The 26,602-nt window shown below is 30.3% G+C and carries 23 protein-coding genes; 11 read left to right on the plus strand and 12 right to left on the minus strand.

Annotated elements, in window-relative coordinates; translation table 11 throughout:
* Positions 1–41: 41 nt before the first annotated feature.
* On the minus strand, positions 42–4,127 hold the full coding sequence (locus tag UEQ13_RS02895) for a DUF7619 domain-containing protein (RefSeq protein WP_329804901.1): 4,086 nt from the start codon (positions 4,125–4,127) through the stop codon (positions 42–44).
* A gap of 266 nt (positions 4,128–4,393) precedes the next feature.
* Between UEQ13_RS02895 and hutH the strand changes: the two genes are divergently transcribed.
* Positions 4,394–5,881 carry a histidine ammonia-lyase gene (gene hutH, locus UEQ13_RS02900; RefSeq protein WP_329804902.1) on the plus strand — a complete coding sequence of 496 codons (1,488 nt, stop codon included), beginning with the start codon at positions 4,394–4,396 and terminating at the stop codon, positions 5,879–5,881.
* A gap of 154 nt (positions 5,882–6,035) precedes the next feature.
* Here the strand turns inward: hutH and UEQ13_RS02905 are convergent, their stop codons facing one another.
* The 9 genes from UEQ13_RS02905 to UEQ13_RS02945 form a co-directional block, all read right to left on the minus strand.
* Positions 6,036–6,398, minus strand: coding sequence for a DUF1304 domain-containing protein (locus UEQ13_RS02905; protein ID WP_329804903.1), 363 nt, complete (start codon positions 6,396–6,398; stop codon positions 6,036–6,038).
* Positions 6,398–6,580, minus strand: coding sequence for a DUF1272 domain-containing protein (locus UEQ13_RS02910; protein ID WP_329804904.1), 183 nt, complete (start codon positions 6,578–6,580; stop codon positions 6,398–6,400). The genes UEQ13_RS02905 and UEQ13_RS02910 overlap by 1 nt, the downstream gene beginning before the upstream one ends.
* Entirely contained in the window at positions 6,580–6,765 is a 186-nt protein-coding gene (locus UEQ13_RS02915; RefSeq protein ID WP_329804905.1) for a GldL-related protein, read from the minus strand. Before UEQ13_RS02915 ends, UEQ13_RS02910 begins: the two co-directional genes overlap by 1 nt.
* Positions 6,765–7,265: a DUF421 domain-containing protein gene (locus UEQ13_RS02920; RefSeq protein WP_329804906.1), complete on the minus strand. Its 501-nt coding sequence runs from the start codon at positions 7,263–7,265 to the stop codon at positions 6,765–6,767. Before UEQ13_RS02920 ends, UEQ13_RS02915 begins: the two co-directional genes overlap by 1 nt.
* Complete coding sequence (locus tag UEQ13_RS02925; RefSeq protein WP_329804907.1) at positions 7,266–7,445, minus strand: GldL-related protein; 180 nt, start codon at positions 7,443–7,445, stop codon at positions 7,266–7,268.
* Positions 7,446–7,451: 6 nt separating this feature from the next.
* A complete protein-coding gene (gene rimK / locus UEQ13_RS02930; RefSeq protein WP_329804908.1) occupies positions 7,452–8,810 on the minus strand; it encodes a 30S ribosomal protein S6--L-glutamate ligase in 1,359 nt (452 codons plus the stop codon).
* 59 nt (positions 8,811–8,869) lie between these two features.
* The gene (locus tag UEQ13_RS02935; protein ID WP_329804909.1) at positions 8,870–10,741 is read right to left on the minus strand and encodes a M1 family metallopeptidase; all 1,872 of its coding nucleotides are present in this window, start codon (positions 10,739–10,741) and stop codon (positions 8,870–8,872) included.
* A gap of 84 nt (positions 10,742–10,825) precedes the next feature.
* Positions 10,826–12,421, minus strand: coding sequence for a S8 family peptidase (locus UEQ13_RS02940; protein WP_329804910.1), 1,596 nt, complete (start codon positions 12,419–12,421; stop codon positions 10,826–10,828).
* 77 nt (positions 12,422–12,498) lie between these two features.
* A complete protein-coding gene (locus UEQ13_RS02945; protein ID WP_329804911.1) occupies positions 12,499–13,356 on the minus strand; it encodes an MBL fold metallo-hydrolase in 858 nt (285 codons plus the stop codon).
* A gap of 221 nt (positions 13,357–13,577) precedes the next feature.
* On the opposite strand from UEQ13_RS02945, the gene UEQ13_RS02950 reads away from it, so the two are divergent.
* The 6 genes from UEQ13_RS02950 to UEQ13_RS02975 all read left to right on the plus strand — a co-directional run bounded on the left by UEQ13_RS02950 (position 13,578) and on the right by UEQ13_RS02975 (position 19,861).
* The gene (locus UEQ13_RS02950) at positions 13,578–13,907 is read left to right on the plus strand and encodes a HesB/IscA family protein (protein ID WP_329804912.1); all 330 of its coding nucleotides are present in this window, start codon (positions 13,578–13,580) and stop codon (positions 13,905–13,907) included.
* Between the two features lie 88 nt (positions 13,908–13,995).
* Positions 13,996–15,444 (plus strand): Fe-S cluster assembly protein SufB, encoded by a 1,449-nt coding sequence (gene sufB, locus UEQ13_RS02955; RefSeq protein ID WP_329804913.1) that lies wholly within the window; start codon positions 13,996–13,998, stop codon positions 15,442–15,444.
* Positions 15,445–15,481: 37 nt separating this feature from the next.
* The gene (gene sufC / locus UEQ13_RS02960; protein ID WP_329804914.1) at positions 15,482–16,231 is read left to right on the plus strand and encodes a Fe-S cluster assembly ATPase SufC; all 750 of its coding nucleotides are present in this window, start codon (positions 15,482–15,484) and stop codon (positions 16,229–16,231) included.
* A gap of 69 nt (positions 16,232–16,300) precedes the next feature.
* A complete protein-coding gene (gene sufD / locus UEQ13_RS02965) occupies positions 16,301–17,620 on the plus strand; it encodes a Fe-S cluster assembly protein SufD (protein ID WP_329804915.1) in 1,320 nt (439 codons plus the stop codon).
* Between the two features lie 101 nt (positions 17,621–17,721).
* Complete coding sequence (locus UEQ13_RS02970; protein ID WP_329804916.1) at positions 17,722–18,717, plus strand: DUF2157 domain-containing protein; 996 nt, start codon at positions 17,722–17,724, stop codon at positions 18,715–18,717.
* Entirely contained in the window at positions 18,701–19,861 is a 1,161-nt protein-coding gene (locus UEQ13_RS02975) for a hypothetical protein (RefSeq protein WP_329804917.1), read from the plus strand. Before UEQ13_RS02970 ends, UEQ13_RS02975 begins: the two co-directional genes overlap by 17 nt.
* A gap of 48 nt (positions 19,862–19,909) precedes the next feature.
* Here the strand turns inward: UEQ13_RS02975 and bcp are convergent, their stop codons facing one another.
* Entirely contained in the window at positions 19,910–20,359 is a 450-nt protein-coding gene (bcp, locus tag UEQ13_RS02980) for a thioredoxin-dependent thiol peroxidase (RefSeq protein WP_329804918.1), read from the minus strand.
* 80 nt (positions 20,360–20,439) lie between these two features.
* Between bcp and UEQ13_RS02985 the strand changes: the two genes are divergently transcribed.
* A complete protein-coding gene (locus tag UEQ13_RS02985) occupies positions 20,440–21,102 on the plus strand; it encodes an endonuclease III domain-containing protein (protein ID WP_329804919.1) in 663 nt (220 codons plus the stop codon).
* Between the two features lie 381 nt (positions 21,103–21,483).
* Here UEQ13_RS02985 and UEQ13_RS02990 read toward each other — a convergent pair whose 3' ends face one another.
* Entirely contained in the window at positions 21,484–22,071 is a 588-nt protein-coding gene (locus tag UEQ13_RS02990; protein ID WP_329804920.1) for an RNA polymerase sigma factor, read from the minus strand.
* A 256-nt stretch (positions 22,072–22,327) separates the two neighbouring features.
* On the opposite strand from UEQ13_RS02990, the gene uvrA reads away from it, so the two are divergent.
* From uvrA to UEQ13_RS03005, 3 genes are read left to right on the plus strand one after another with little or no spacing between them, the layout of a single operon-like run.
* Entirely contained in the window at positions 22,328–25,138 is a 2,811-nt protein-coding gene (gene uvrA, locus UEQ13_RS02995) for an excinuclease ABC subunit UvrA (protein WP_329804921.1), read from the plus strand.
* 21 nt (positions 25,139–25,159) lie between these two features.
* Positions 25,160–25,303, plus strand: coding sequence for a hypothetical protein (locus UEQ13_RS03000; protein WP_329804922.1), 144 nt, complete (start codon positions 25,160–25,162; stop codon positions 25,301–25,303).
* A gap of 8 nt (positions 25,304–25,311) precedes the next feature.
* Entirely contained in the window at positions 25,312–26,523 is a 1,212-nt protein-coding gene (locus tag UEQ13_RS03005) for an acyloxyacyl hydrolase (protein WP_329804923.1), read from the plus strand.
* The last annotated feature ends 79 nt before the right edge of the window (positions 26,524–26,602 follow it).

Here is a 26,602-nt window from a genome sequence, read left to right on the forward strand (position 1 = left end):
CTTTGTTTTTTTTTAAACGATTAAATTAGTTTTTTTTTGAATTATATTTTAATAAATTTAGAGACAGTAGTCCCTTTTTCAGTGTGCAATTTAATGAAATAGTTTCCAGCTTGTAGTTGGGAAACATTAATACTTGAACCAAAATTATGGCTAACTAAAACTAATTGTCCAAATGCATTATATATTTCAATTGAATTTATATTAACTGAATTTATTTGTTGAATATTTAAAGTGGTATTAGTTGGAATAGGATATAATTTAAATTCATCATTAAATTCAAAATCAGTAGTGTTTAATAAACTTACAATTGTTGTAGTTGCTGTATTTGTTACTATTGGAAAGTTATAATCAAAATAAATATTAGCACTATTCGTTATTTGGTCATTAACTACTAAACTTTGAATTGGTTTAATTTTAAAAGCAACATATCCATGACTATCAGGTTCGTTACTAGTAGCGTCTGGTAAATTTATATTTCCAAAATAAAATTCTAATTTGTTTGTAGCAGTTAAATCAACGTAACATGGATGACTACTTGAGGTGAATTCAAGTGTATTCAAGTCGAAACTTGAACCAAGAATATCTCTTATAACAACATTTCTAGCAGGAGCAGTTCCAGTATTTTGAAACCTTACAACATAATTAAGATATTCATTAATCTTAGCTATTTCAATGCTTTCACCTTGTAAAACATTTTTATCGTTTGGATCGAATGAACCAATAACAATTCGGTTAAAATCTTTTATGTTATCTAATGGATTGCTATCTGTTTGATTAGATAAAACTTTAGCAGTATAATGGAAAATATCTCCATTATTTACAGGAAAAATATCGGTTGGTCTATTAATTCCGAATTTAATTACTATTTCTCTGGTTTCAAAAGGCATTAAATTTGAGAAATTCCAAATTAATGTATTTGTTGAAGTTGAACTAATATTAGGGCTTGACGAAATTAAATCCATTAAATTTTCTTCAAATCTTAATTCTACATTTCCAGATTGAGCCATATTTCCATTATTTCTGTAAACTAATTTTAGTTTGTTTTCAAATCCAGGTATAGGAGAATTAATAAAAATCGGGATGATTTCTAAATCATAATGCATTCCATTAGGGGAAATACAAAAATCAGCAATTTGATTATTAGAGTTTGTAAAATCTATTGTTCTTGAAGTAGGTGAAGCTGTAAAAAAATTATTCTGAAAAACAGGTGTCACAACTACATTGTTTTGGGTTGTATTTATTACGTAACTTCCTTGATTATTTGTATAAGTATAGTTGAATCCTGAATTAATATTTGTTTTAATTTTTGAATAACTTAATTTACCATCGTTAATATCACAACCATTATTATTATAGTCAAAAATTAAATTACCCGTAATAGTTTTAAAATTACCTCCTGGCTCATAGGTACAATAACTATTATAGCCTTCAAAAACCCATTGCGCATTTCCATAATTACTTGAAATATAAGCTCTTTCTGATTCGTCCAAACAAATTGTACCCATTGTACTCATTGGTCCAAGAGTTATAGGTGTAAATAATCCATTTTTAATATTCAAATGATTTATATTGCCCACAATAAGTTCGCTTAACACTAAAGTTGTACTTAAATCCAATTCTTCAGCAATGCTAAATCGAACTTTTTCTAATCTTTGTAGCCCTGAAGTATTAACATTATAAGAACCTCTTAGTTCTCTAAGTTTAATCATTTGAGTTAAATCCTGTGTTATCCCATTTTTTCCTTGATAATGTAATATTTCTAAGTTTATCAGTCCAACTAATTTTAATTGATCATAAGTAATATTATAACTATAATTAGCATTTGAATAGATATCTACAATTAAAAGTGTTTTTAAAGTAGTTAAATTAGAAAAATCTAAAATTGAAATATGCTGGTTATTTATAGAAGCACAATAAATATATTCTATTGCAACCAAATTGGAAACATTTAAACTCGTAAGATAATTATTTCCACAATTCAGTGATTTTAATCTTGGTAAACTAACACAATCTAAAGAAGTTAGAAGATTATTATAGCAACTTAAAACTTCTAAATTTAACAAGTTTGATAAATTAACAGTTACTAGTTCATTATTATTACAATTCAAATTTTTTAATGATGTTAGTTGTGTTAAATTAATGTTTTCAATTTTATTATTAATACACTGTACGGTTACTAAATTTGAAAGTCCACTTAAATTCAAAGTCTTAATTTTATTATAATTACAATTCAAATTAACTAAATTAGACAACGATGAAATGTTTAATACAGAAATACTATTACCACTACAATTAAGTGTTTGTAAGTTTGTAAAAGCCTCAATTCCAATTAGATTAACTATATCATTTGTTGTATTCGTTTCTGAAGTAGATATATTTAAGTTTGTAATTAAGAGCGCCTCGCTTACCTGTATTTTGTTATCATTATTAGTATCGACCCCTAGAGCTCTTAATTTGTTTTTGAAATTTATATCACCAATACATACAATACCATTTCCACAAGGACTAGCATAATCACAATTAGAATCTAATAGCATTGCAGAAGGTAGTGAATAACTTTGAATTACGGTAAAATCAACAGGGTCAGCACAAATATGAGAAAGATTTGGATTGTAGCTAGCGTAAAAATTTGTCAATATTGGAGTAGAATTATTCTTTTTCATAAATATTGACATTAAATTGTTGCCACCACAATTTAAATCTTGCAAACTAAGTAATGGAGTTACATCTAAAAAAGTTAACAAATTTGAATTACAATTTAAAAACCTCAAATTAGACAAACCATTTAAAACTAGATTTCCAATTTTATTACTACTAACGTTTAATGTTTCTAAATTAGTTAAGGGTGTTAAATTAATTGCAGATAAATTATTATTACTACAATTTAATTCCACTAAATTATTACAATTTTGAATAGTAATTGTTGATAAAAAATTGTTGTTTGTATTTAATTTTGTTAGACTAGTGGCGTTATTTATAGTAAAATTATTTAACCAGTTATTTTCTATAATATCAAAAGTTATTAAATTGGTTAATCCATCGCAATTTAAATTTGATAAATTATTTAAATTATTTAATGTAAGATTTGTTAAATTACTTAAATTATTCAAATTTACACTCAATAAACTCGTTACATCTTTAATGTATACCTCTCGTAATTGATTTAAAGATGTTAAATCTAAATCAGTATCTAAAGTTAAGTTAGAATTTTCAATTTCTAAATTTTGCAAATTCGTAAAATGTGCAACATCATCTAAAGAAGTTGAATTATAAACTCGTAATGATGTCAATAAAGGTGCTTCTGAAAATTGTATTTCTCCATCATAGTTATTGTCAATATTTGGAGTATTTGTTAAAATTCTATTTTTCAATCGAGAATCTACAAAACAAATTGCACCATTAATACAAGGAGGTGTAGTATTACATTGATCAGTTAATGTAACGCCAGTCATACTGTAGTTATTCAATTTTGTTTGAAATAGTGATGTATCACTTTCATTACAACAAATATAACTTAGGTTTTGGTTGTTATTAAATTCTAAAGTATTGAAATAGTTATTTCTGTTTACATAAATTGAATTTAATATATTGTTAGAACAATTTAAATTTTTTAAATAATTCAAGTGCGATAAATATAATAAACTAAAATTATTATTGCTGCAAATTATACTTTCAATATTAGTAGTTTCATTAATTTGCAATGAAATCAGTTGATTATTAGAGCAATCCAACGAGCTTAAATTATTAAAATATATTATTGATAATCTTTTTAAATTTGAATTATTATTTACTTTAAAAGACTCAAGACTATTAAAACAACATAGATCGATTGAAGTCATCAAGGTGTTTTTAATACTTAATGTGGAAATATGGGTAAAGTTTTCAATTCCTTCTAATGATGTTAAATTACCATCAATGAACAAATCATAAACAGCATAAACTTCATTGTAATCTATATCATTATCATTATTCGTATCCGCATCAGCATCAGGAATACCATCAAAATCAGTATCTACACAATTTGTAAAAGTTAAAATGTTTTTAAATTGAGTATTCGGTAAATCAACTATTTGAGAATGTACTAGAAAGTTAACAAATAGAAAGAAAGCAAGGTACTGTTTTTTCATAGTTTTAGATTTGTTGATGAAATTGTATAAAAAAAATATTTAAAACTAAAACATTCGCTCCTAAACTTTCGTGAATAGCTGTTAATGCAGTATTTTTCATTATATGTAGTTATAAAATTTTAAGTTGCTAAAGTATTGAAAATTCCTAAAAAAAGAAACCAAATTGAGGAATAAATTATCATTTTAATAAAAATCAGTAATTATTATTAATAATTGTTGGAATTTTAGAATTGTTTATGGAATTTTGGCATCTAAAATAAAAACAAATGCATTATATAGATTCATCATTACTTACCATAGATAAAGTTAGAGAAATTGTTTTCGAAGGCAAAAAACTAGGACTTTCAGAAGAAGCAACTTCAAAAATTGAAAGATGCAGAACTTATTTAGATGAAAAAATGGCTTCAAACGACAAAGCTATTTATGGAATTAATACCGGTTTTGGTTCGTTATACAATATTAAAATTTCGACCGAAAACTTAACCAAACTTCAAGAAAACTTAATGAAATCTCACGCTTGTGGAACTGGTGACGAAGTACCACACGAGATTGTAAAAATCATGTTGTTATTAAAAATCCAATCGTTAAGTTACGGACATTCAGGTGTGCAATTAGCAACTGTTACTCGTTTAATCGATTTTTACAATAACGATATTTTACCAGTTGTCTATACACAAGGTTCATTAGGAGCAAGTGGAGATTTATCGCCTTTAGCCCATTTATGTTTGCCTTTAATTAACGAAGGAGAAGTATATTACGATGGTTTTCGTCAACCAGCACATAAAGTTTTAGAAAAGTTAAACTTAGCTCCTATTACTTTAAAATCGAAAGAAGGTTTAGCCTTATTAAACGGAACGCAGTTTATGAGTGCTTATGGCGTTTATAATTTAATTCAAGCAGATAAATTATCACAATTAGCAAATATCGTAGCTGCAGTTTCTTTAGAAGGTTTTGATGGAAGAAAAGAACCATTCAATGAATTGATTCATTTGGTTCGACCACATAAAGGACAATTATCTACTGCAGCTCATATGTTAGAGTTGTTAGAAGATAGCGAAATTATCGCACAACCTAAAAAACACGTACAAGATCCGTATTCTTTCAGATGTATTCCACAAGTTCACGGTGCTTCTAAAGATGTGATTGACCACGTGAAAAAAGTATTCACTACGGAAATTAATTCGGTGACGGACAATCCAAATATTTTTGTGGGTGAAGATGAAATTATTTCAGGAGGAAATTTCCACGGACAACCTTTAGCGATGTCGTTAGATTATTTAGGAATTGCTTTGGCAGAATTAGGAAGTATTTCAGAAAGAAGAACGTATCAATTGATTTCTGGTTTAAGAGAATTGCCTGCGTTTTTAGTCAGCAATCCAGGATTGAATTCTGGATTTATGATTCCACAATATACAGCGGCGAGTATTGTGAGTCAGAATAAACAATTAGCAACACCAGCAAGTATTGATAGTATTGTTTCGAGTAACGGACAAGAAGATCACGTGAGTATGGGTGCGAATGCGGCGACAAAAACCTTAAAAATTGTAGAGAATTTAGAACGCATTTTAGCTATCGAATTATTCAACGCTTCACAAGCTATTGAATTCAGAAGACCTTTAAAATCAAGTGATTTTATTGAAATGTTTGTAAAAACTTACAGAGAAGATGTGCCTTTGGTTACAGAAGATAGAATTTTACATTACGATATTGAAAAGTCCATTCATTTTTTGAAAAGTTTTCAAGTAGAAGCGTAAATTAAGGCAAAAGTAAAAAGTAAAAAGAGCCAAGTAAAGCGGTTTGAATTGACTAAAACATATTGAAAAAGGCAAAAGTTGAATTATTCGAAACTTTTGCCTTTTTCTTTTATTCTGATTTTTTACTTGGCTCTTTTTACTTAGCTCTTCTAAACTATCTCAAAAACACCAATACAATTCCTATTATAGCTGGAATTCCTTGTACGAAAAAGATCTTTTTAGAAACCGAATACCAACCATATAAGGCGGCAACTAAAACACATCCTAAAAAGAAAAAAGCGATATTTTTACTCCAACTAACATCGGAAATAAACAAAGACCAAAGTAAACCAGCAGCTAAAAATCCGTTATACAAACCTTGATTGGCGGCTAATGTTTTAGTGGGTTCAAATAAATGTTCGGGTAAAGTTTTAAATACTTTTTTACCTGTTGTTGTCCAAACAAACATTTCTAACCATAAAAAATAAAGGTGAAGAAAAGCTACAATTACGATGCTAATTTTTGATAGAATTTCCATTAGGCTTCTTTTTTACGTTTGGGTCTTTTAACTAATTCGCCTGTGCAATTTGGACAAACAAATCCCATCTCGTTTGAACAAGTTTCACAAAAAGTACATTCATAGCTACAAATACACGCTTCTGATTGCATGTTTAAAGCAGCAGAACATTTTTCGCAAACTGTTTTAAATTCTAAAGCCATTACTTGTTTTTATTTTTCAAAAGATAAACCATAATTGTAGCTCCGAAAATGATTTCTAAAACTACACCAACATTGAAAATTAGAGTCGCGCCTGGCCATTCCATAATTTTAAATAAAGCACCAAAAGCTACAATAAAACTGCAACCAATAATTATGAGTAATAATTTTTTAAATTTATCGTCCATTAACTTAGCGATTTATGAATTCTTTTATGTTTGGTTTGTATTAAATTGTCATTTCCTGAAATCACACTTATGCTTCCGTTTATCTCAAACATAGCTAATTTTACATGCTTATAATTTTCCAAACCATGTTCTCTAATAACTTCATCTAATTCATCAGAAGTAATGTCTAATTTTGATAATGCTTTAAAATCAATTATTCCGTCATGAATTAAAATCTCAGGTTTACTTTGTACCAATTGACTTAAAAAAGCAGATCTATTAATCGTTTTTTTAAATATAAAATTGACTAAAAACAGAGAAAATGCTGCTATAATTCCACCTTCTAATGAAATATCACTTCCCACCATGGCGTTTTGAACGGCGTTGCTAATCAATAAAATCAAGACAATGTCTGAAGCATTTAATTGCGATAATTCTTTTTTACCGAAAATGCGCAAAGCAATTACCATAAAAAAGTAAACACAAATGCATCTTATAACAATGTCTATATATGGATTCATTTAATTTTTTTTTAATACGATTACAATAATAGAAATAATTGCAATGGCTTCACTTAGTGTTCCAGAAATTAAAAGCATACTTGCAAATGGCCAATGCATTATTTTAAAAAGCGCTCCAACAATAGTTAATAACATTCCCAAAAGAAATAAAACTAACGGAATTTTGTACTGACTTTTCATATAATTTTATTTAAAATTTTTCTCGATGGCTTTAATCATTTCGCCAGCAATGTCTTTTTGAGTTGCGCCTTCAATTCCTTCTAATCCTGGAGAAGAATTTACTTCTAACAACAACGGACCTTTACTAGAACGAATAATATCTACTCCAGCGACTTTTAAATTCATGGCTTTAGCTGCTTTTATTGCAATTTTTTTCTCATCTGCTGTGACTTTCACAACAGAAGCCGTTCCTCCTAAATGGATATTAGCACGGAATTCACCAGGAGCCGCTTCACGTTGCATAGCCGCAACCACTTTTCCATCCACCACAAACAAACGTAAATCTTTTCCGTTCGCTTCTTTGATGAATTCTTGCACTAAAATATTTGCATTTAAACTTTTGAAAGCATTGATTACAGACTCAGCAGCTTTTTTCGTTTCGGCTAAAACCACACCTTTACCTTGAGTTCCTTCTAATAATTTTACGATTAATGGCGAACCACCAACCATTTTAATTAAATCATCTGTATCTAATGGTGAATTCGCAAAACCTGTTGTAGGAATATCTACACCACTATTTAATAATAATTGTAACGAAAATAATTTATCTCTGGATTGTGTAATTGCAGCAGCATTATTCAAAGCAAAAACTTTTAAAGCTTCAAACTGACGCGTTAACGCACAACCGTAATAGGTCATACTTGGACGAATACGTGGGATAATCGCATCGAAATCGTTCAAAACCAAACCGCCACGATAATGGATTTCTGGATTCGAAGCACTCAATTTCATGTAACAATATTTCAAGTTTAAGAAATGCATTTCGTGTCCACGCATTTCACCAGCTTCAATAATTCTTCTATTACTATATAATTCAGGATTACTGGCTAAAAGTCCAATTTTCAATCCTTTTTTACTAGGTTCATTATAATAATATTCTTTTAAACTTTCTGTTGAAGGTTGTCCTAATTCGAACTTTTTTTCTGGGTCGACGATTAATCTTCCCACCATAGCTTCTCTACCTAACAACATTCTGAATCCCATGGAATCTCTGTTAGTTAACGTCACCTCAACTATCCAATTATGTTCACCAAGTTCAACATCAGTTCGGATAACGTATCTTTTTTCTCGCGTTCCGTTAGAGCTTTTTACAATTCTTTGATCCACTAATTGTGCTTCACAATGAATAATTGATTTCGAATTATTTTGGATTGGATTGATATCGAATTTTAACCATTCGGCACCATTCTTTTCAAAAATCTTGATATTGATAGCGTGTAACGCTGAAGTTTTTGCTCCAGAATCGACACGTGCTTTAATTGCTGGAATTCCTAATTGCGGAAACGAGCACCATTCTTCACTACCAATTAATGTTTTATCTTGCATCTGTAAGTAATTTGAAATCTAATTTAATATTATTTTTTTAGAATATGTTGTTGTTTCTGTTATTTTTTCGGAAACACATTATCTTCTTTTTTTACATCCGCCATTAAATCACTTGGATCAATAATTACAGATTTAATTGCACCTTTTTCTTTCGCTATTTCAATAGAATAAGTTGGTATTGCCCAATCCCATCCTGCTAATACGTTTCTTGTTAAAGTCGTATATGGATTTTGTTTTTCCCAACGCATTAATGTATTCGGAATGTAAAAATATTCTTTTTTACCATTTTCGAACTCAACAATTAAATCGATTGGCATTGGCATTCTACCTTTTCTTTCTAAAACAATTTTATTACTTTCCACAGATTTAATAGCGTAATCGATGGTGTTTGTAGTTTGCGTCCACTCGTTTAAATACCAATCTAAATTCGCACCAGAAACTTTTTCTGCTGTTCTTTTAATATCGTTTGGCGTTGGATGTGTGAATTTATAATCTGAGTAATATTTTTTAATGGTTTTTTGAAGATTTTCCATGCCAATAATATAACCCAATTGCGCCAAGAAAACTTCACCTTTACTGTAAGCACCAATTCCGTATGTTTGATTTAAATCGTATCTGTCGGCGTGAGTTGTTAAAGGTTGTTCTTTCCCTGAATTGGCCAAATAAACATAATTTTTATACGAATCTGCAAAGGGACTTTCTGGTTCTTTTGGAGGTAAAATTTTGTCCATTGCTAAATTTGAAATATAAGATGTAAAACCTTCGTCCATCCAACAATGTTTCGATTCGTTTGTAGCTAAAATATGTTGAAACCAACTGTGTGCAAATTCGTGAGCGGTAACACCAACTAGACTTCCATAACTTCTGTTTCCAGTAATTAATGTACACATAGCGTATTCCATTCCACCATCTCCACCTTGAATTACTGAATATTGTTTGTATGGATATTGCCCCACATTTTTATTGAAATAGGCCAATAATTCTGCTGTTTTTGGTTGCATTTTTTTCCAATTTTCTAAATTCTCTTTTTTATTTTTATAGAAAAAGTGCAATTCTGTTTCGTTTTCACCCATAATTTTATCGTGGATGTATTCTGGATCTGCTCCCCAAGCAAAATCGTGCACATTAGGGGCTACAAAATGCCAAGTTAAGGTTTTAGCTTTTTTAGGATAAGTTACTACAACTCCAGCATCTTCATACCCTTTTCCAATTTCATTTTTATTTTGAAGATATCCTGTAGAACCAATTGTATAGTTTTTATCGATTGTAATTTTTACATCAAAATTTCCCCAAACACCGTGAAATTCTCTAGCGATATACGTATCCGCATGCCAACCTTCAAAGTCATATTCTGCCATTTTTGGAAACCATTGCGTCATAGAAAGCGCTACATTTTCTTCTGAATTTCTTCCTGAACGACGAATTTGTAAAGGAACTTGTCCATCAAAATCCAAAGTAAAATTAGAAGATGATTTTGGTAAAATAGCTTTTGGTAAAGTCACTTCTAAAACAGTTCCTACTACTCTAGTTTGGGCTGCAACTCCGTTTTGTTTGAAATTAGTAACATTTAAATAGCCAATTTCGTTTGGTTTCAACGTACTAATTCTACTTTCTTTTACTTCTTTATTTTCTTTTGTGAATTTTCGAACCATACGCTTGTCTGGATCTGAGATAGTTTGCAAACGCATATCCATAGCACTTCCTGGTTGAAAAGCATTTGGATATAAATGATAATACACCTTTCTTAAAGTATCAAGGGAATTATTTGTGTATACCAATTCTTGATTTCCTTTGTATTGGTATTTTTTGACATCAATATTTACGTTCATTTTATAATCAACGTGTTGTTGCCAATAGCCAGAATTTGGATTGTTTTGTGCAAACGAAAATCCTACAACAAGGACAAACATAGTAGTAATTAAATTCTTCATAAGTAATATTTTGGTATAAATAAGAAAACCACAAAGATAAACGCGAAGTTTAAACTTTGTGGTTTTTTAACGATTTTATAAGAATTATTTTTTAGCCATTTTTTCAGCTAAAAGTAACGCATTATATGCATTCACAATTTTACCAGATTTAGAAACCTCTGCAAAACCTGCTTTATGTTTGTCTTCTCCAATAGAAACAGTATTTGTCAATGAAGTTCCACTTTCCATAATTACTTGTTTTACTTGAACTGCAGTTAAACTTGGATAGTAAGAACGAACCAATGCAGCAACACCAGCAACATTTGGCGAAGCCATTGAAGTTCCTTGTAAATATTCGTAAGTATTTAAAGGTGTTGTTGCATAAATTTTGTCTCCAGGAGAGAAAATATCTACATTATTTTTCCCGTAATTAGAAAAACCTGCCACCATTTTCGAACCATATTCTGGAGAAAGAGCACCAATTATTAATACATTTTTAGCAAACTCAGGAGAATTATCATACGTATCATTTGGATATTTATTTGTAACATCTAAATCAAAAGATTCATTTCCAGCTGCGATAACTAAAAGTACATCTTTAGACTCTGCATATTTGATAGCATCGATAACCCATTCTTTATTTTGAGAAAAATATTTTCCGAAAGAACCGTTAATTACTTTCGCACCATTATCTACAGCATAACGAATTCCTAAAGCAATATCTTTATCGTATTCATCACCATTTGGCACCGCACGAACAGCCATAATTGCTACTGTACTCGCTACACCATCTCCACCTTTTTTGTTACCTCTAACTTGAGCAACAATTCCAGCAACGTGCGTTCCATGTTTTGCTTCTTTTGGTTCTGGACCTACAACATTATTGTTACCGTATTTTGTATCAGTAAGGTCATTTGGATTATCTCCAACGATTTTTCTACCATCAAAATCTACATTCAAATTGTAGTTTAATTGACCGTAAACATAATCTTTAAATTCCTCAATTTGTTTATCGAATTCTGCTTTTGGAGTTTGAGCTAAAATTTGAGAGAACATCATTTTAGCTTGCAATAAACTTTGATCAGTTGTTTCAATTTTTTTAACTTCTTCTAAAGTAAAATTATCTTTTTTCAAATGTGTTTTAATTGCTTTTTCAGCATTTAAAATCATATCTAACTGTTGCTTATTACCTTGTAAACCTTGAATTTCTTCGTCTAATTTTGCTTTAGCTTTAGCATATTCTGGAGTACTTGGTCCTTTTTTTACAATACGCGTCATTTCCAATTGCTCATGAACAGCATTTCCTAAGAAATTCCAACCATGAATATCATCTACATATCCGTTTTTATCGTCATCAATTTTGTTTCCTGCGATTTCTTTTGGGTTCGTCCAAATTACAGCTTTTAAATCTTCGTGATTAATATCTACACCAGAATCTACAATTCCAACAATAACTTTAGTTCCTTTTTTTCCTTTAAGTAATTCAGCGTAAGCTTTATCCACACTCATTCCAGGAACCGTATCTTTTACTAAATCCAAATGACTCCAACGTTGCAAATCTTTTTCCGCTAAAGGAGTTGTTTTTAAAGGCATTTTATCAATACTTTCAACTGGGGCTGAAACCATTTTAGCTGATCCACAACCTGTTAATGCTAACGCAATAGCTGCAGATAAAAACAAAGGTTTAAATTGTATTTTCATATATATTAATTTAATTATTCAAATTGTTTGATATTAGTAGGCATAACTTGTATTCTGTTACACTTTAGTGCATTTTTTTAAAAAATATCTTCGCAAGTAAAAACTTCTTTTAGTCTTACTCCTTTTTCAGTTCTTTCAACGGTAATGATTTGATTGTGCGCATCGTGCTCTAAAAACAAGTAATAATTATTATCTGCTGCGGCATTCATAAACTTTGCTTTTTCGTCTAATGTTAATAACGGACGTGTATCATAACCCATAACATAAGGGATTGGAATATGTCCGGCTGTTGCTAATAAATCGGCGCAAAAAACAATTGTTTTTCCTTTATAATTAATATGAGGTAACATTTGTTTTTCGGTATGACCATCAGCGAAGAAAATATCAAAACCAAGTTCAGATTTTTCTAAGAAATCTCCATTAGGTCGATTAATAAATTTCAATTGTCCACTTTCTTGCATCGGAATAATATTTTCATGCAGAAAAGAAGCCTTTTCACGAGAATTGGGTTTCGTTGCCCATTCCCAATGGTTTTCGTTGGTCCAGAAATTAGCATTTTTAAACGCCACTTCATACCCCGTTCTGTCTTTATTCCAAACTACCGAACCACCACAATGATCAAAGTGCAAATGTGTCATAAATACATCTGTAATATCATCTTTATGAAATCCAAGTTTGGCTAATGACTTATCTAAACTTTCATCGCCCCAAATCGAATAATAACCAAAAAACTTATCGGATTGTTTGTTTCCCATTCCGTTATCGATTAAAGTCAGTTTAATTCCGTCTTCAATTAATAAACATCTTGCGGCAATATCTATTAAATTATTTTCGTCTGCGGGATTGGTTTTATTCCAAATTGTTTTCGGGACAACGCCAAACATAGCGCCTCCATCTAACTTAAAATTTCCTGCTTCTATTGGATATAATTTCATTTTTATAATTTTTAGCCAAATTACAAAATTTTCAATAAATTGAAACTATCCTTATATAAGTTATAAAAATGTTATCAAACCTTGTAAAAAGCAATTTATGACTTATATTTGCAGTTAATTTAGACAAAATCAAAATAACAATGTACTTATCTAAGTAATAAATCTCAAGAATTATGAGGTTTTTTTCTTCGAATTACATGACACATAAAAATAACCAAGTTATGATAAAAGTATCTGAATCGGCAAGTAAAAGAATTGTCAATATGATGACCGAAGAAGGATTTGATGCTACTAACGATTACGTTCGAGTAGGCGTAAAAAGTGGTGGTTGCTCTGGTCTTTCTTACGAGTTAAAGTTCGATAAAGAAATTGGTGAAAACGATAAAGTTTTTGAAGACAATAATGTAAAAATTGCCGTTGAAAAAAAATCATTTTTGTATTTAGCAGGAACGGTTTTAGAATTTTCTGGCGGTTTAAACGGAAAAGGATTTGTTTTCAATAATCCGAATGCACAAAGAACTTGTGGATGTGGGGAAAGTTTTTCGTTATAATTAAAAATTTAAACCATTTAGAAATTAAGTGTCATTAAGTCGAAATCTTAATTAACCACAATCTCTTAATGTTTACAAAAAAAATAAAATGTCAAAATACACAGAAGACGACTTAAAGGTCGAATTAGAAAATAAAGAATACGAATACGGATTTTACACAGAATTAGAATCGGAAACGTTTCCTATTGGTTTAAATGAAGATATTGTGCGTGCGATTTCTAAAAAGAAAAACGAACCACAATGGATGACAGATTGGCGTTTGGAAGCATTTGCTGCTTGGAAAGAAATGTTAGAACCAGAATGGGCTAATGTAAACTATACAAAACCAGATTTTCAAGCTATTGCTTATTATTCAGCTCCAAAAAAATCGGATCCAAACAAAACATTAGATGATGTGGATGCAGAATTATTAGAAATGTACAAGAAATTGGGTATTTCTCTTGATGAACAGAAAAAAATGAACAATATCGCAATGGATATTGTGGTAGATTCTGTTTCTGTTGCTACAACATTCAAAAAGACTTTAGGAGAAAAAGGAATTATTTTCTGTCCAATTTCTGAAGCCATTCAAGAACATCCAGAATTAGTTAAAAAATATTTAGGTACGATTGTGCCTCAAAAAGATAATTTTTATGCCGCTTTAAATTCGGCCGTTTTCTCTGATGGAAGTTTCTGTTATATTCCAAAAGGCGTTCGTTGTCCAATGGAACTATCAACATATTTCCGTATCAATCAAGGTGGAACGGGACAATTTGAAAGAACTTTAGTAATCGCTGACGAAGGAAGTTATGTATCTTACCTAGAAGGTTGTACGGCTCCAAGTCGTGATGAAAATCAATTACACGCCGCAGTAGTAGAATTAATTGCTTTAGACGATGCTGAAATCAAATATTCAACCGTTCAAAACTGGTATCCTGGAAATAAAGAAGGAAAAGGTGGTGTTTTCAACTTCGTAACGAAAAGAGGTTTATGCGAGAAAAACGCGAAAATATCTTGGACACAAGTGGAAACTGGTTCAGCAGTAACTTGGAAATATCCATCTTGTGTATTAAAAGGTGACAATTCAATTGGTGAGTTCTACTCTATCGCGGTGACAAACAATTACCAACAAGCGGATACAGGAACAAAAATGATTCACTTAGGTAAAAACACGAGATCAACTATTATTTCTAAAGGAATTTCAGCAGGTAAATCACAAAACAGTTACCGTGGATTAGTTCAAATTAGTAAAAACGCTGATAATGCTCGTAACTTTTCACAATGTGATAGTCTATTAATGGGTAATAATTGTGGAGCACACACGTTTCCATATATCGAAAGTAAAAACACAAGTGCCAAAATTGAACACGAAGCAACGACTTCAAAAATTGGAGAAGACCAAGTGTTTTATTGCAACCAACGTGGAATTCCAACTGAAAAAGCGATTGCTTTAATTGTAAACGGTTTCAGTAAAGAAGTATTAAACAAATTACCAATGGAATTTGCAGTTGAAGCTCAGAAATTATTGGAAATTAGTTTAGAAGGTTCAGTAGGTTAATCAAATATAAATCAGAATAAAAAAACACATTCATACAATGTTATCAATAAAAAATTTACACGCTTCAGTTGAAGATAAGGAAATATTAAAAGGAATTAATTTAGAAATCAAAGCTGGAGAAGTTCATGCTATTATGGGACCAAATGGTGCTGGAAAAAGTACACTTTCTTCTATCATTGCTGGAAACGAAAATTATGAAGTTTCTGAAGGTGAAATCCTTTTAGAAGGTGAAGATATTTCTGAATTAGCTCCAGAAGAAAGAGCACACAAAGGTGTTTTCTTATCGTTCCAATATCCGGTAGAAATTCCAGGTGTTTCTGTTACTAACTTTATCAAAACAGCTATCAACGAATCTCGTAAAGCACGCGGACAAGAAGATATGCCTGCTAACGAAATGCTAAAGCTAATTCGTGAAAAATCGGAATTATTAGAAATGGATAGAAAATTCTTATCTCGTTCTTTAAACGAAGGGTTTTCAGGTGGGGAGAAAAAACGTAACGAAATTTTTCAAATGGCCATGTTAGAACCAAAATTAGCTATTTTGGATGAAACAGATTCTGGTTTAGATATCGATGCATTACGTATTGTTGCCAATGGTGTCAACAAATTGAAAAATGAAAACAACGCAGTTTTAGTTATCACACACTACCAACGTTTATTAGATTATATTGTTCCTGATTTTGTACACGTATTAATGGACGGAAAAATCGTTAAATCTGGCGATGCTTCTTTAGCCTTAGAATTAGAAGAAAAAGGGTACGATTGGATTAAAAACGAATTGGTATAATTGTTTGTAGTTTATTGTTTATTGTTCTCGTAACTATAAACTAAAAACCATAAACCATAAACACGAAAAATGGAATTAAAAGAAAAAATACTATCGTCTTTTATGGCGTTTGAAGAAAAAATTGCTGATGTAAACTCTGATTTACACGACATTAGAACTTCAGCTATAAAAAACTTCGAAAATAAAGGTTTCCCAACTAAAAAAGAGGAAGCATGGAAATACACATCCCTAAATGCTATTTTAAAAAATGATTTTAGTGTATTTGCAAAAAAAGAAAATACAATAGAATTTGCTGATGTAAAAAAATACTTCTTAAATGAAGTTGATACTTATAAAGTTGTATTTATTGACGGGAAATTCAGTTCATACTTATCTTCAACTACGCACGATGGTTTGGATGTTTGTTTAATGTCTTCGGCTTTAACCAAACCTAAATACAAAATGTATATTGATGAATATTTCAACAAAATTGCGAATACGGAAGATAGTTTAACTTCATTAAACACTGCTTTTTCTCAAGAAGGTGCTTATGTAAATGTTCCGAAAAGCAAAGTGGTTGACAAACCTATTGAAATTTTATATTTTTCAACAGGTTCTGAAGCTGCATTAATGACACAACCGCGTAACTTAATTATTGTGGGTGAAAATGCACATGTGCAAATTGTAGAACGTCATCAGAGTTTAAATAGCAATCCGGTTTTAACGAATTCGGTTACTGAAATTTTTGCTCAAAAACGCGCCATTGTGGATTATTATAAAATTCAGAATGATTTACAAACTGCGAATTTAATTGACAATACGTACATTGCTCAAAAACAAGACAGTCATGCTTCAGTGCATACTTTCTCTTTTGGAGGAAATATTACGAGAAACAATTTAAATTTCTATCATCAAGGAGAACATATTGATTCGACTTTAAAAGGAATTACAATTATTGGCGACAAACAACACGTTGACCATTATACTTTAGTGCAACACGCGACACCAAATTGCGAAAGTCACCAAAATTATAAAACCATTTTAAATGATAGTTCAACTGGTGTTTTCAATGGTAAGATTTACGTAGAAAAAGAAGCGCAAAAAACGAATGCTTTTCAGCAAAACAATAATATTTTATTAAGCGATAAAGCTACTGTAAATGCCAAACCTCAGTTAGAAATTTTTGCAGATGATGTAAAATGTTCTCACGGTTGTACGATTGGACAATTAGACGAAAATGCTATGTTTTACATGCAACAACGTGGAATTGGTAAAAAAGAAGCTAAGGCTTTATTGATGTATGCGTTCACAAGTGAAGTCACAAATAGTGTAAAAATCCCAGAATTAAAAGGAAAAATTGCTCGTATTATTGCCGATAAATTAGGCGTAAATATGGGATTTGATTTGTAAGAATTCTTAAAAAAAATAATAGTTATGAAAACCGTCAATTTTGACGGTTTTTTTATTTTATACGTTCAAATATTTTATATTTGATAAACTTCAAAATACAAATGATAAACATAAACGAATTTTTATCGAAAAAATTAGCAGAAAATAATCTAATTTCAGATGAAGAACATAAAGAAATTGTAAGTTATAGAAAACAAGGCATTTTTTCATTACACAATGAACTATTGTCTTTTTTATACATTTCAATACTTCTATTCACTTCTGGTATTGGGATTTTAATATATAAAAATATTGATAGTATTGGACACCTGGCAATTCTGGCAATTAACTTTATTATCATAATTATTTGTTTTTATTTTAGTTATAAAAAAGTAAAACCTTGGAATAAAAATGAAGTGCTATTTGATAATCCTTTATATGATTATATTGTACTTTTAGGAAGTATTTTAGCCACTATATTTATTGGATATATACAATTTCAATATGCAATATTTGGTAGCGATTATAAATTTGTTTCCTTAATTTCAGCATTTTTTTGTTTTTGTATTGCTTATTATTTCGACAACAAAACCGTCTTATCCATTGCATTGACAGCTCTTACCTCTTTTATCGGAATCACTTTAACTCCTAAAACATTATTTGTAAATGAAATTTACAATAATTTATATTTAACATTTTCTGGTTTAGCTTTAGGAATTATTATACTTCTTTGGAATAAGTATTGCGAGCAACATAACTTGAAAAAACATTTCGAATTTGTGTTTATAACATTTGCTTTACATTTAATTGGTATTTGCATCCTTTCTGGATTATTAACCAACATATGGTTCGTTATTGTACCGTTTTTAGTTGGCTTTACCTATTATTTTTATCTTTTGAGTAAAAAACAAATGGCAATTTCAATTTTTATATTTTGCGTAGTTTATAGTTACATTGCTTTTAATTTTATCTTATTTAGACTATTTGATCAAATTGATTTTTCAGAATTTTTAAGTTTATTTTTCATACTAATTCCTTTTTATTTTATAGGTTCAATAATGATGTTCTTCAAATTAGTAATCGCCTTTAACAAAGAAAAAAATGATAGCTTACAATAAATCCGATTTAGAAAACAACTTATTAAGCCAAGAAGCAAAATTGTTGTTAAACACTAAATTTATCTCAAAAGAAAAACAAAAAAATATTTCAAATCAATTAGATGCTTTTAAAACTTCAGAAAATGGGTTTATTCGACTTGCTTTTTTCTTGCTTGGCTGTTTATTATACTCATCCATATTAGGCTCAATTTCATTTTTTTTAATGTCAGCTTTTGAAAGTAACTATAAAATTATTCCATTTATATATTTTATAATTGGGAGTGTTGGTGCAGAAATAATAACCAAACAAACTTATTTTCGACACGGTTTAGAAGATGCTTTTATTTTAGGTTTACAAATCTCAATTTGTGTCGCAATTGGCATTAATACCGAAACGTTTTTGTACTCATTTATTACAATGATTTTCATTGGAATAGCTTGCGCAATAAGATACATACATACCATTTCTGCTCTTTCTTCTTGTATTGGTATCGTTTTAACGGTGTTTTATTCTGTTGTAGAATATAAAATAATTGATGCGTTATATTTACCGTTTTTCGGATTACTAATAGCTGCTCTTTTGTTTTTAATTTGTAAAAAACTAAGTAAAAATTCAGAATTTTATATTTACAAAAACGCCATACAAATAGTAGAAATATTCAGTTATTTATTAGCTTATTTTTCATTAAACTATTTGGTAGTAAGAGAACTATCTCAAGAACTTTTACATATTGTTGTTACTAAAAATAATGATATTCCGTTTGCTTTTGTCTTTTACATTTTAACTTTTTTAATACCTGTTTTATATTTTTATTTCGCTTTAAAAAACAAAGATCGAATATTATTTTATATCAGTATTTTAACTCTTGTGTTTTCTATTTTTACAATAAGATATTATTATTCTATTTTACCGATTGAAATTGCTTTAACAATTGGAGGAATTATTCTATTCTTACTTTCTTATTTTACAATACGATTTTTAAAAAACAAAGAAACTGGAATTACTTTTCAAGAAGACAGAAATTCCGAAAAAAGTATTTTTCTAAATGCTCAAGCTCTAATAATCAATTCTCAAACTAGTTCTTCTCAAAGCGAAATACCACAAAGTGATATGGAATTTGGCGGTGGCGGATTTAGTGGTGGTGGCGCAAATGGAAATTATTAAAATTCAATAACCCTAAAAAAGCTTTAATTTTTTAGGGTTATATTTTTTTTACAAAATCTGACTCGCGTGTTCTTTTGTTTTTACTTTATCAATTACATCAGTAATAACTCCGTTTTCATCAATTACGAAAGTGGTTCTGTGTATACCATCATATTCTTTTCCCATGAATTTTTTTGGTCCCCAAACACCGAAAGCTTCAATCACAGATTTATCTTCATCCGCTAATAAAGCAAAAGGAAAACTGTATTTTTCTTCAAACTTTTTTTGTGCTTTAGCACTATCAGCACTTACGCCTAGCAATTCATAATTATTCGCTTGAAAACGCTCGTAATTATCTCTTAAATCACATGCTTCAGCTGTACATCCTGGCGTATTTGCTTTTGGATAAAAAAACACAACCAACTTCTTTCCTTTATAATCTGCTAATGAATGAGCTTTTCCGTTTTGATCTGTTCCTGAAAAATTTGGGGCTTTATCTCCTATTTTTAAATGTGTCATATTATATTTTTGGTTTAAAGTTTTTTTTGTTTCAAGTTTCAAGTTATTTTTGAAGTGAAATTATATTCAAATATACTAAAATGACTAAAAAAGAACGTGCAACATTTGTTATAAATACGTTAAACGAATTATATCCTGAAATTCCCATTCCTTTAGATCATAAAGACCCTTATACTTTATTGATTGCGGTTTTACTTTCGGCACAATGCACAGATGTTCGCGTCAATCAAATTACACCACTTTTATTTGCAAAAGCAGATAATCCGTACGATATGATTAAAATGAGTGTGGAAGAAATTAAAGAAATCATTCGCCCATGTGGTTTATCACCCATGAAATCCAAAGGAATCCACGGTTTGTCTCATATTTTAATTGACAAATACAATGGCGAAGTACCACAAAGTTTTGAAGCATTAGAAAGTTTTCCTGCTGTCGGACATAAAACGGCGAGTGTGGTGATGAGTCAGGCTTTTGGTGTTCCAGCATTTCCTGTCGATACACACATTCACAGATTAATGTATCGATGGAATTTAACTTCAGGAAAAAATGTAGTAGAAACAGAGAAAGATGCTAAAAATATTTTCCCAGAAGAAACTTGGAACGATTTACACTTACAAATCATTTGGTATGGAAGAGAATATTCTCCAGCACGTGGTTGGGATTTAGAAAAAGACATTATCACCAAAACGATTGGAAGAAAATCGGTTCTGAAAGAATACGATAAAAAAAACATCTCGAAATAAAGTTTTTTTTGCCACGAATTATCGAATTAAAAAATAAAAGCAATAACTAATTCGAATTATTTATCGACAAAGTCGATTTAATATTTATTCCCAAAACAAATAATTCGTGAATTCGTGGCAAACAAAAAAGATACAAAATAAAAAATGCTTCGAAATCATTCCGAAGCATTTTTATCAATTTACAATGTTTTCAAAAGTCAGATTCCCAACTTTTACTATTTTCATTGCCTGCGAATAACTCAAAATAAAACTAACTGTTTTTTTACTGGGTTTCATTTCTTCAATTGATTTTCTTTTTTTAGAGTAGAGTTTTGCCATCTATTAATTTAATTGTTTATTAAACTAAAACGTAAAAACTTCTCTATTATTGTGTTACATTATTTAATTTGTCAAAATAATGCTGTTTTTTTCAATAATCTTTCTCAAATTGATAACCGCATATCGCATTCTTCCCAACGCCGTATTAATACTAACTCCTGTTATTTCAGAAATTTCTTTAAAGCTTAAATCTTCGTAAAAGCGCATTTTTATTACTTCTCTTTGGTCTTCTGGTAATTGTTCCACTAATTTTCTAACATCTAATTCTACTTGCTCTTCAATTAATTGATTTTCAATAGACAATGTTGAATCGGTCATGAAATTAAAAATACTATATTCGTCCGTTTCTCTCTGAAAAGGCATTTTTTTGTTGTGACGAAAATAATCAATCACTAAATTAGAAGCAATACGCATCACCCAAGGCAAAAATTTACCTTCTTCATTATAGCCTTTTGTTCTTAAAGTTTTGATAACTTTAATGAAAGTATCTTGAAAAATATCATCACAAACGGAACGATCCGGAATTTTGGAATAAATAAATCCGTAAATTTTAGATTGATGTCTATCAATTAAAATCTGAAGCGCTAATTCATCACCACTTATGTAGTCATGTAATAAAATTGCATCTGGAGTTTGTACCTTATTTGCCATAATTATACCTTTTAGATTATTGGGACTTTCGTTTCTAAAAAAGAGTATTTTTATGTTATACGCAAATTGGTTTTTGAGATTAGTAAGAACAAATATAATGTTAAATATTTCATAATTACAAATTTATTCTAAAATTTTAACACTTTTTACACAATAAATCCAAATTAAATGGGATTCATTTTTATTGAATTTGGGTTTTGTTAATTCAAAAAATGGTAGTTATTATTTGTATCTTTGCAAAAATTCGATTTTTTGTATGATACCAAAAGACATTACAACACTAGAACCTAAAAAATTTATATTAATTAAAGGTGCACAATTGCACAACTTAAAAAATATAGATGTGGCCATTCCGAGAAATCAAATGGTTGTGATTACTGGACTTTCTGGTTCTGGAAAATCAAGTTTAGCCTTTGACACTTTATATGCTGAAGGACAACGTCGTTATGTCGAGAGTTTATCTTCTTACGCCCGTCAATTCTTAGGAAAATTAGACAAACCAAAAGTAGAATACATTAAAGGAATAGCTCCAGCAATAGCCATTGAACAAAAAGTAAACACTACAAATGCACGTTCAACAGTTGGAACCTCAACAGAAATTTACGATTATTTAAAATTATTATATGCCCGAATTGGTAGAACCTATTCTCCAATTTCTGGCGAAGAAGTTAAAAAAAATACGGTTTCAGATGTGGTCAAACACATTCAATCTTTAGAATTAGATTCGAAATGGTTATTATTGGCTCCTATTCATTTAGAAGAAGGTAGAAAATTACATGATAAACTAAAAGTTTTATTACAGCAAGGTTTCGCTCGTGTTTTAGTCGATAATCAAACAGTTCGTTTGGACGATTTTGTTTCCACTTTAGAAATGATTGACGAAAACACCATGTCCGACAAAGAAATTTTGTTAGTCATTGACCGTATTGTTGTCAAAGAAGATGAAGAATTCTTAAACCGAATTGCCGATGCCTTACAAATTGCATTTTATGAAGGAAAAGGCGAATTATATTTACAAGAACCAGACAATTCGCACCGCTCAATATTTAATTCTAATTTCCAATTAGATGGATTAGATTTCTTAGAGCCAAATATACATTTATTTAGTTTCAACAATCCATACGGCGCTTGTCCAACTTGCGAAGGCTACGGAAGTGTAATTGGAATTGATGTCGAATTAGTCGTACCCAACACCGCACTTTCTGTTTATGAAAATGCAATTTTTCCTTGGCGTGGCGAAAGCATGGGTTGGTATCGTGATCAATTGGTAAACAATTCACATCATTTTGATTTCCCAATTCATAAACCATATTTCGAATTATCGGACGAGCAAAAAGCTCTAATTTGGACAGGAAATAAATATTTCACTGGTTTAAACGACTTTTTTACCGATTTAGAATCGAATAATTATAAAATACAAAATCGTGTGATGCTTTCTCGTTACAGAGGAAAAACAAAATGTCATACGTGTAATGGAAAACGTTTACGTCCAGAAACCAACAATATAAAAGTCGCTGGAAAAACCATTTCTGACTTAGTCGATTTACCAATTATTAAGTTAATTCCGTTTTTTAATACGATTGAATTATCAGAATATGATTTAAAAGTTGCCAAACGTTTGTTATTAGAAATTAAAAATAGATTAGACTTTTTAGATAATGTTGGATTGAATTATTTGAGTTTAAACCGACAATCAGCTACACTTTCTGGTGGCGAATCACAACGTATTAACTTGGCGACTTCATTAGGAAGTTCATTAGTAGGTTCCATGTATATTTTAGATGAACCAAGTATCGGATTACATCCAAAAGACACTGAAAAATTAATCGAAGTTTTACTGAATTTAAAGAAATTAGGCAACACCGTTATCATCGTAGAACACGACGAAGACATCATGAAAGCTGCCGATATGATTATAGATATCGGACCTGAAGCTGGAACTTTGGGTGGCCATTTAGTCGCACAGGGAACCTATGAAGAAATTCTAAAATCGGATTCGTTAACTGCGCAATATTTGAATGGAACAGCAGAAATATCAGTTCCAAAAACAAGAAGAAAATTCAAAAATCATATTGATGTGATTGGCGCTCGTGAAAACAATTTAAAAAACATAAATGTCACGTTTCCTTTAGATTGCTTAACCGTAATTACAGGAGTTTCTGGAAGTGGAAAAAGTACGTTGGTGAAGAAAATTTTGTTTCCAGCCATGCAAAAAAAGCTAACTGGTTTAGGAGAAAAAGCTGGACAATTTACTGATTTAGAGGGAAGTTTTTCGCACATTAAAAACATCGAATACGTAGATCAAAATCCAATTGGAAGAAGTTCACGTTCGAATCCTGTTACGTATATCAAAGCGTATGACGATATTAGAGAATTATACGCCAAACAAACCACATCCAAATTAAGAAATTATCAAGCAAAACATTTCTCATTCAACGTTGATGGCGGTCGATGCGAAACCTGTAAAGGTGATGGAGAAGTTACGATTGAAATGCAATTTATGGCCGATGTGCATTTAGAATGCGAAACCTGTAACGGAAAACGCTTCAAAAAAGAAGTGTTAGAAGTCAATTTCGAAGGCAAAAACATCGACGATTTATTAAAAATGACCATCGATGAAGCAGTAACTTTCTTCGAAACAAATGGTCAAGCAAAAATCACACAAAAATTACAACCGCTAAAAGATGTTGGTTTAGGATATGTTCAGTTAGGACAATCGTCTTCAACACTTTCAGGTGGTGAAGCACAACGTATTAAATTGGCTTCATTTTTAGTTAAAGGTGCGACAAAAGAAAAAATGTTGTTCGTTTTTGATGAACCTACCACAGGATTGCATTTTCACGACATAAAAAAATTATTAAAATCATTCGAAGCCTTAATTGAAAAAGGGCATTCTATCATCGTAATTGAACACAATTTAGAATTAATAAAATGTGCCGATTATATTATTGACATTGGTCCAGAAGGTGGAGAAAATGGCGGACAATTAGTCGCTTTCGGAACGCCGGAAGAAGTCGCAAAAAATAAAAAATCGTTGACAGGTAAGTATTTAGCAGAAAAATTGTAATTTCGATAAAACTCCAAAATCATGAATATGTTAGAATTAGCTGAAGAATATAATTCAGATATTTTAAAAGCAGAAGAAGATATAAAAAACAGTAATATCATTTCTCATCAAGATGTTAAATCAAAAATCGAGGAATGGAAAATCAAAAGCAGTTCAAACAATTAAGTCCCAAAATGAATAAAATTTTCTTCTTTTTCTTATTGGGAATTACAAGTGTTTTCGCTCAAAAAAAACAACTTTTCGCCGAATATTCAATCGGTGAAACTTCATCAGCAGATAATACTTTTATCGATTTAAAAGCGAGTCAAACTTTTGGTTTTGGTTACGGAATTCAACATAACGATTCTTTAAATTGGGTCAAACAATTACGAAATCCATATACTGGTTTTATTCTTCAAGTGAGCAATCATGGAAATGTGGAAAAAATCGGACATAGCATTTCACTGCTTCCTTACATTGAAAAGCCAATCATTTTAAAAAATGAAAAGTTAAAATTTCTTGCCGGACTTGGTGTTGCTTACCATACCAAAAAATACGATTTTGTTGAAAATTGGCAAAACAAAGCCATTTCCACCGATTTCACTTATGCCTTCCGAATGGGATTATATTATACAATTTGGGCAAATTCGCAATTAGATTCTAGAATAAATTTAAATTACTTACATTACTCAAACGGTCATATTCAATGGCCAAATAACGGAATCAATACACTCGCACTTGGTTTAAACATTACTTATAACGGTTTGAATAAAAACACAATTTCAACTGAAAAAGTAATTTCTAATAAAGACATTAAAAAAAGTAAGCAATCTTTCTTTTCCCTGCAAACCGGAATTGGAGAACATGCTTTATATCGCTTTTATAATTTTAGAAGAAATGTGTATTCATTCGATTTCATGTATGGAAAAATATATAACAAAATACATAAAGTGGGTATAGGTGTTTACATGAGACAATATACCAATAACTATAAATATATCAAAGAAGGCAACAACTTAGTTTCTGAAGAATATCCAGAACTTCAAAAAAATCCATTTCTAAATTCAAGTAGTATGGGAATCGCTTTAAATTACGAATTCTTAATGCAACACGTTTCCATTGAAACAGAATTGGGTTTAACTTTATACCGACCATTTTTTGAAACCGAATACAGGTTAAACGCCACTTTAATAAACAAACAAACTGGGCTTTATGAAAACGGAAAAGCTGAAGGAACGGAATACACCTTAAAACGTTTTGTTTCAGGAAAATTAGGTTTAAAATATTACCTTTTCAATACGAACAAAGCACCAAAAAATAATATCTATTTAGGTGGTCACATTGTTTCTGTTTTAGGACAAGCAGATTATAGTGAATTGGCTTTGGGTTATATTCATAGCTTTTAATTTCCCCTTTTTTTACGGGAATTGCCGAACAATAAAAAACTTTGCGAACTTTGCGTAAATCCTTGTGCGCTTTGCGGTA

The sequence above is a fragment of the Flavobacterium facile genome (genome assembly GCF_036321945.1).
In the GTDB taxonomy this organism is placed as follows: domain Bacteria; phylum Bacteroidota; class Bacteroidia; order Flavobacteriales; family Flavobacteriaceae; genus Flavobacterium; species Flavobacterium facile.

Bases quoted from the DNA above. Each gene is read 5' to 3' on its own strand.
- UEQ13_RS02940 (WP_329804910.1), bottom strand. From the start codon at position 12,421: ATGAAAATACAATTTAAACCTTTGTTTTTATCTGCAGCTATTGCGTTA.
- UEQ13_RS02905 (WP_329804903.1), bottom strand. From the start codon at position 6,398: ATGGAAATTCTATCAAAAATTAGCATCGTAATTGTAGCTTTTCTTCAC.
- bcp (WP_329804918.1), bottom strand. From the start codon at position 20,359: ATGACACATTTAAAAATAGGAGATAAAGCCCCAAATTTTTCAGGAACA.
- sufC (WP_329804914.1), top strand. From the start codon at position 15,482: ATGTTATCAATAAAAAATTTACACGCTTCAGTTGAAGATAAGGAAATA.
- UEQ13_RS02920 (WP_329804906.1), bottom strand. From the start codon at position 7,265: ATGAATCCATATATAGACATTGTTATAAGATGCATTTGTGTTTACTTT.
- sufB (WP_329804913.1), top strand. From the start codon at position 13,996: ATGTCAAAATACACAGAAGACGACTTAAAGGTCGAATTAGAAAATAAA.
- UEQ13_RS02935 (WP_329804909.1), bottom strand. From the start codon at position 10,741: ATGAAGAATTTAATTACTACTATGTTTGTCCTTGTTGTAGGATTTTCG.
- UEQ13_RS02945 (WP_329804911.1), bottom strand. From the start codon at position 13,356: ATGAAATTATATCCAATAGAAGCAGGAAATTTTAAGTTAGATGGAGGC.
- UEQ13_RS02990 (WP_329804920.1), bottom strand. From the start codon at position 22,071: ATGGCAAATAAGGTACAAACTCCAGATGCAATTTTATTACATGACTAC.
- rimK (WP_329804908.1), bottom strand. From the start codon at position 8,810: ATGCAAGATAAAACATTAATTGGTAGTGAAGAATGGTGCTCGTTTCCG.
- hutH (WP_329804902.1), top strand. From the start codon at position 4,394: ATGCATTATATAGATTCATCATTACTTACCATAGATAAAGTTAGAGAA.
- UEQ13_RS03000 (WP_329804922.1), top strand. From the start codon at position 25,160: ATGAATATGTTAGAATTAGCTGAAGAATATAATTCAGATATTTTAAAA.
- UEQ13_RS02895 (WP_329804901.1), bottom strand. From the start codon at position 4,127: ATGAAAAAACAGTACCTTGCTTTCTTTCTATTTGTTAACTTTCTAGTA.
- UEQ13_RS02970 (WP_329804916.1), top strand. From the start codon at position 17,722: ATGATAAACATAAACGAATTTTTATCGAAAAAATTAGCAGAAAATAAT.
- UEQ13_RS02915 (WP_329804905.1), bottom strand. From the start codon at position 6,765: ATGGACGATAAATTTAAAAAATTATTACTCATAATTATTGGTTGCAGT.
- uvrA (WP_329804921.1), top strand. From the start codon at position 22,328: ATGATACCAAAAGACATTACAACACTAGAACCTAAAAAATTTATATTA.
- UEQ13_RS03005 (WP_329804923.1), top strand. From the start codon at position 25,312: ATGAATAAAATTTTCTTCTTTTTCTTATTGGGAATTACAAGTGTTTTC.
- UEQ13_RS02975 (WP_329804917.1), top strand. From the start codon at position 18,701: ATGATAGCTTACAATAAATCCGATTTAGAAAACAACTTATTAAGCCAA.
- sufD (WP_329804915.1), top strand. From the start codon at position 16,301: ATGGAATTAAAAGAAAAAATACTATCGTCTTTTATGGCGTTTGAAGAA.
- UEQ13_RS02910 (WP_329804904.1), bottom strand. From the start codon at position 6,580: ATGGCTTTAGAATTTAAAACAGTTTGCGAAAAATGTTCTGCTGCTTTA.
- UEQ13_RS02925 (WP_329804907.1), bottom strand. From the start codon at position 7,445: ATGAAAAGTCAGTACAAAATTCCGTTAGTTTTATTTCTTTTGGGAATG.
- UEQ13_RS02950 (WP_329804912.1), top strand. From the start codon at position 13,578: ATGATAAAAGTATCTGAATCGGCAAGTAAAAGAATTGTCAATATGATG.
- UEQ13_RS02985 (WP_329804919.1), top strand. From the start codon at position 20,440: ATGACTAAAAAAGAACGTGCAACATTTGTTATAAATACGTTAAACGAA.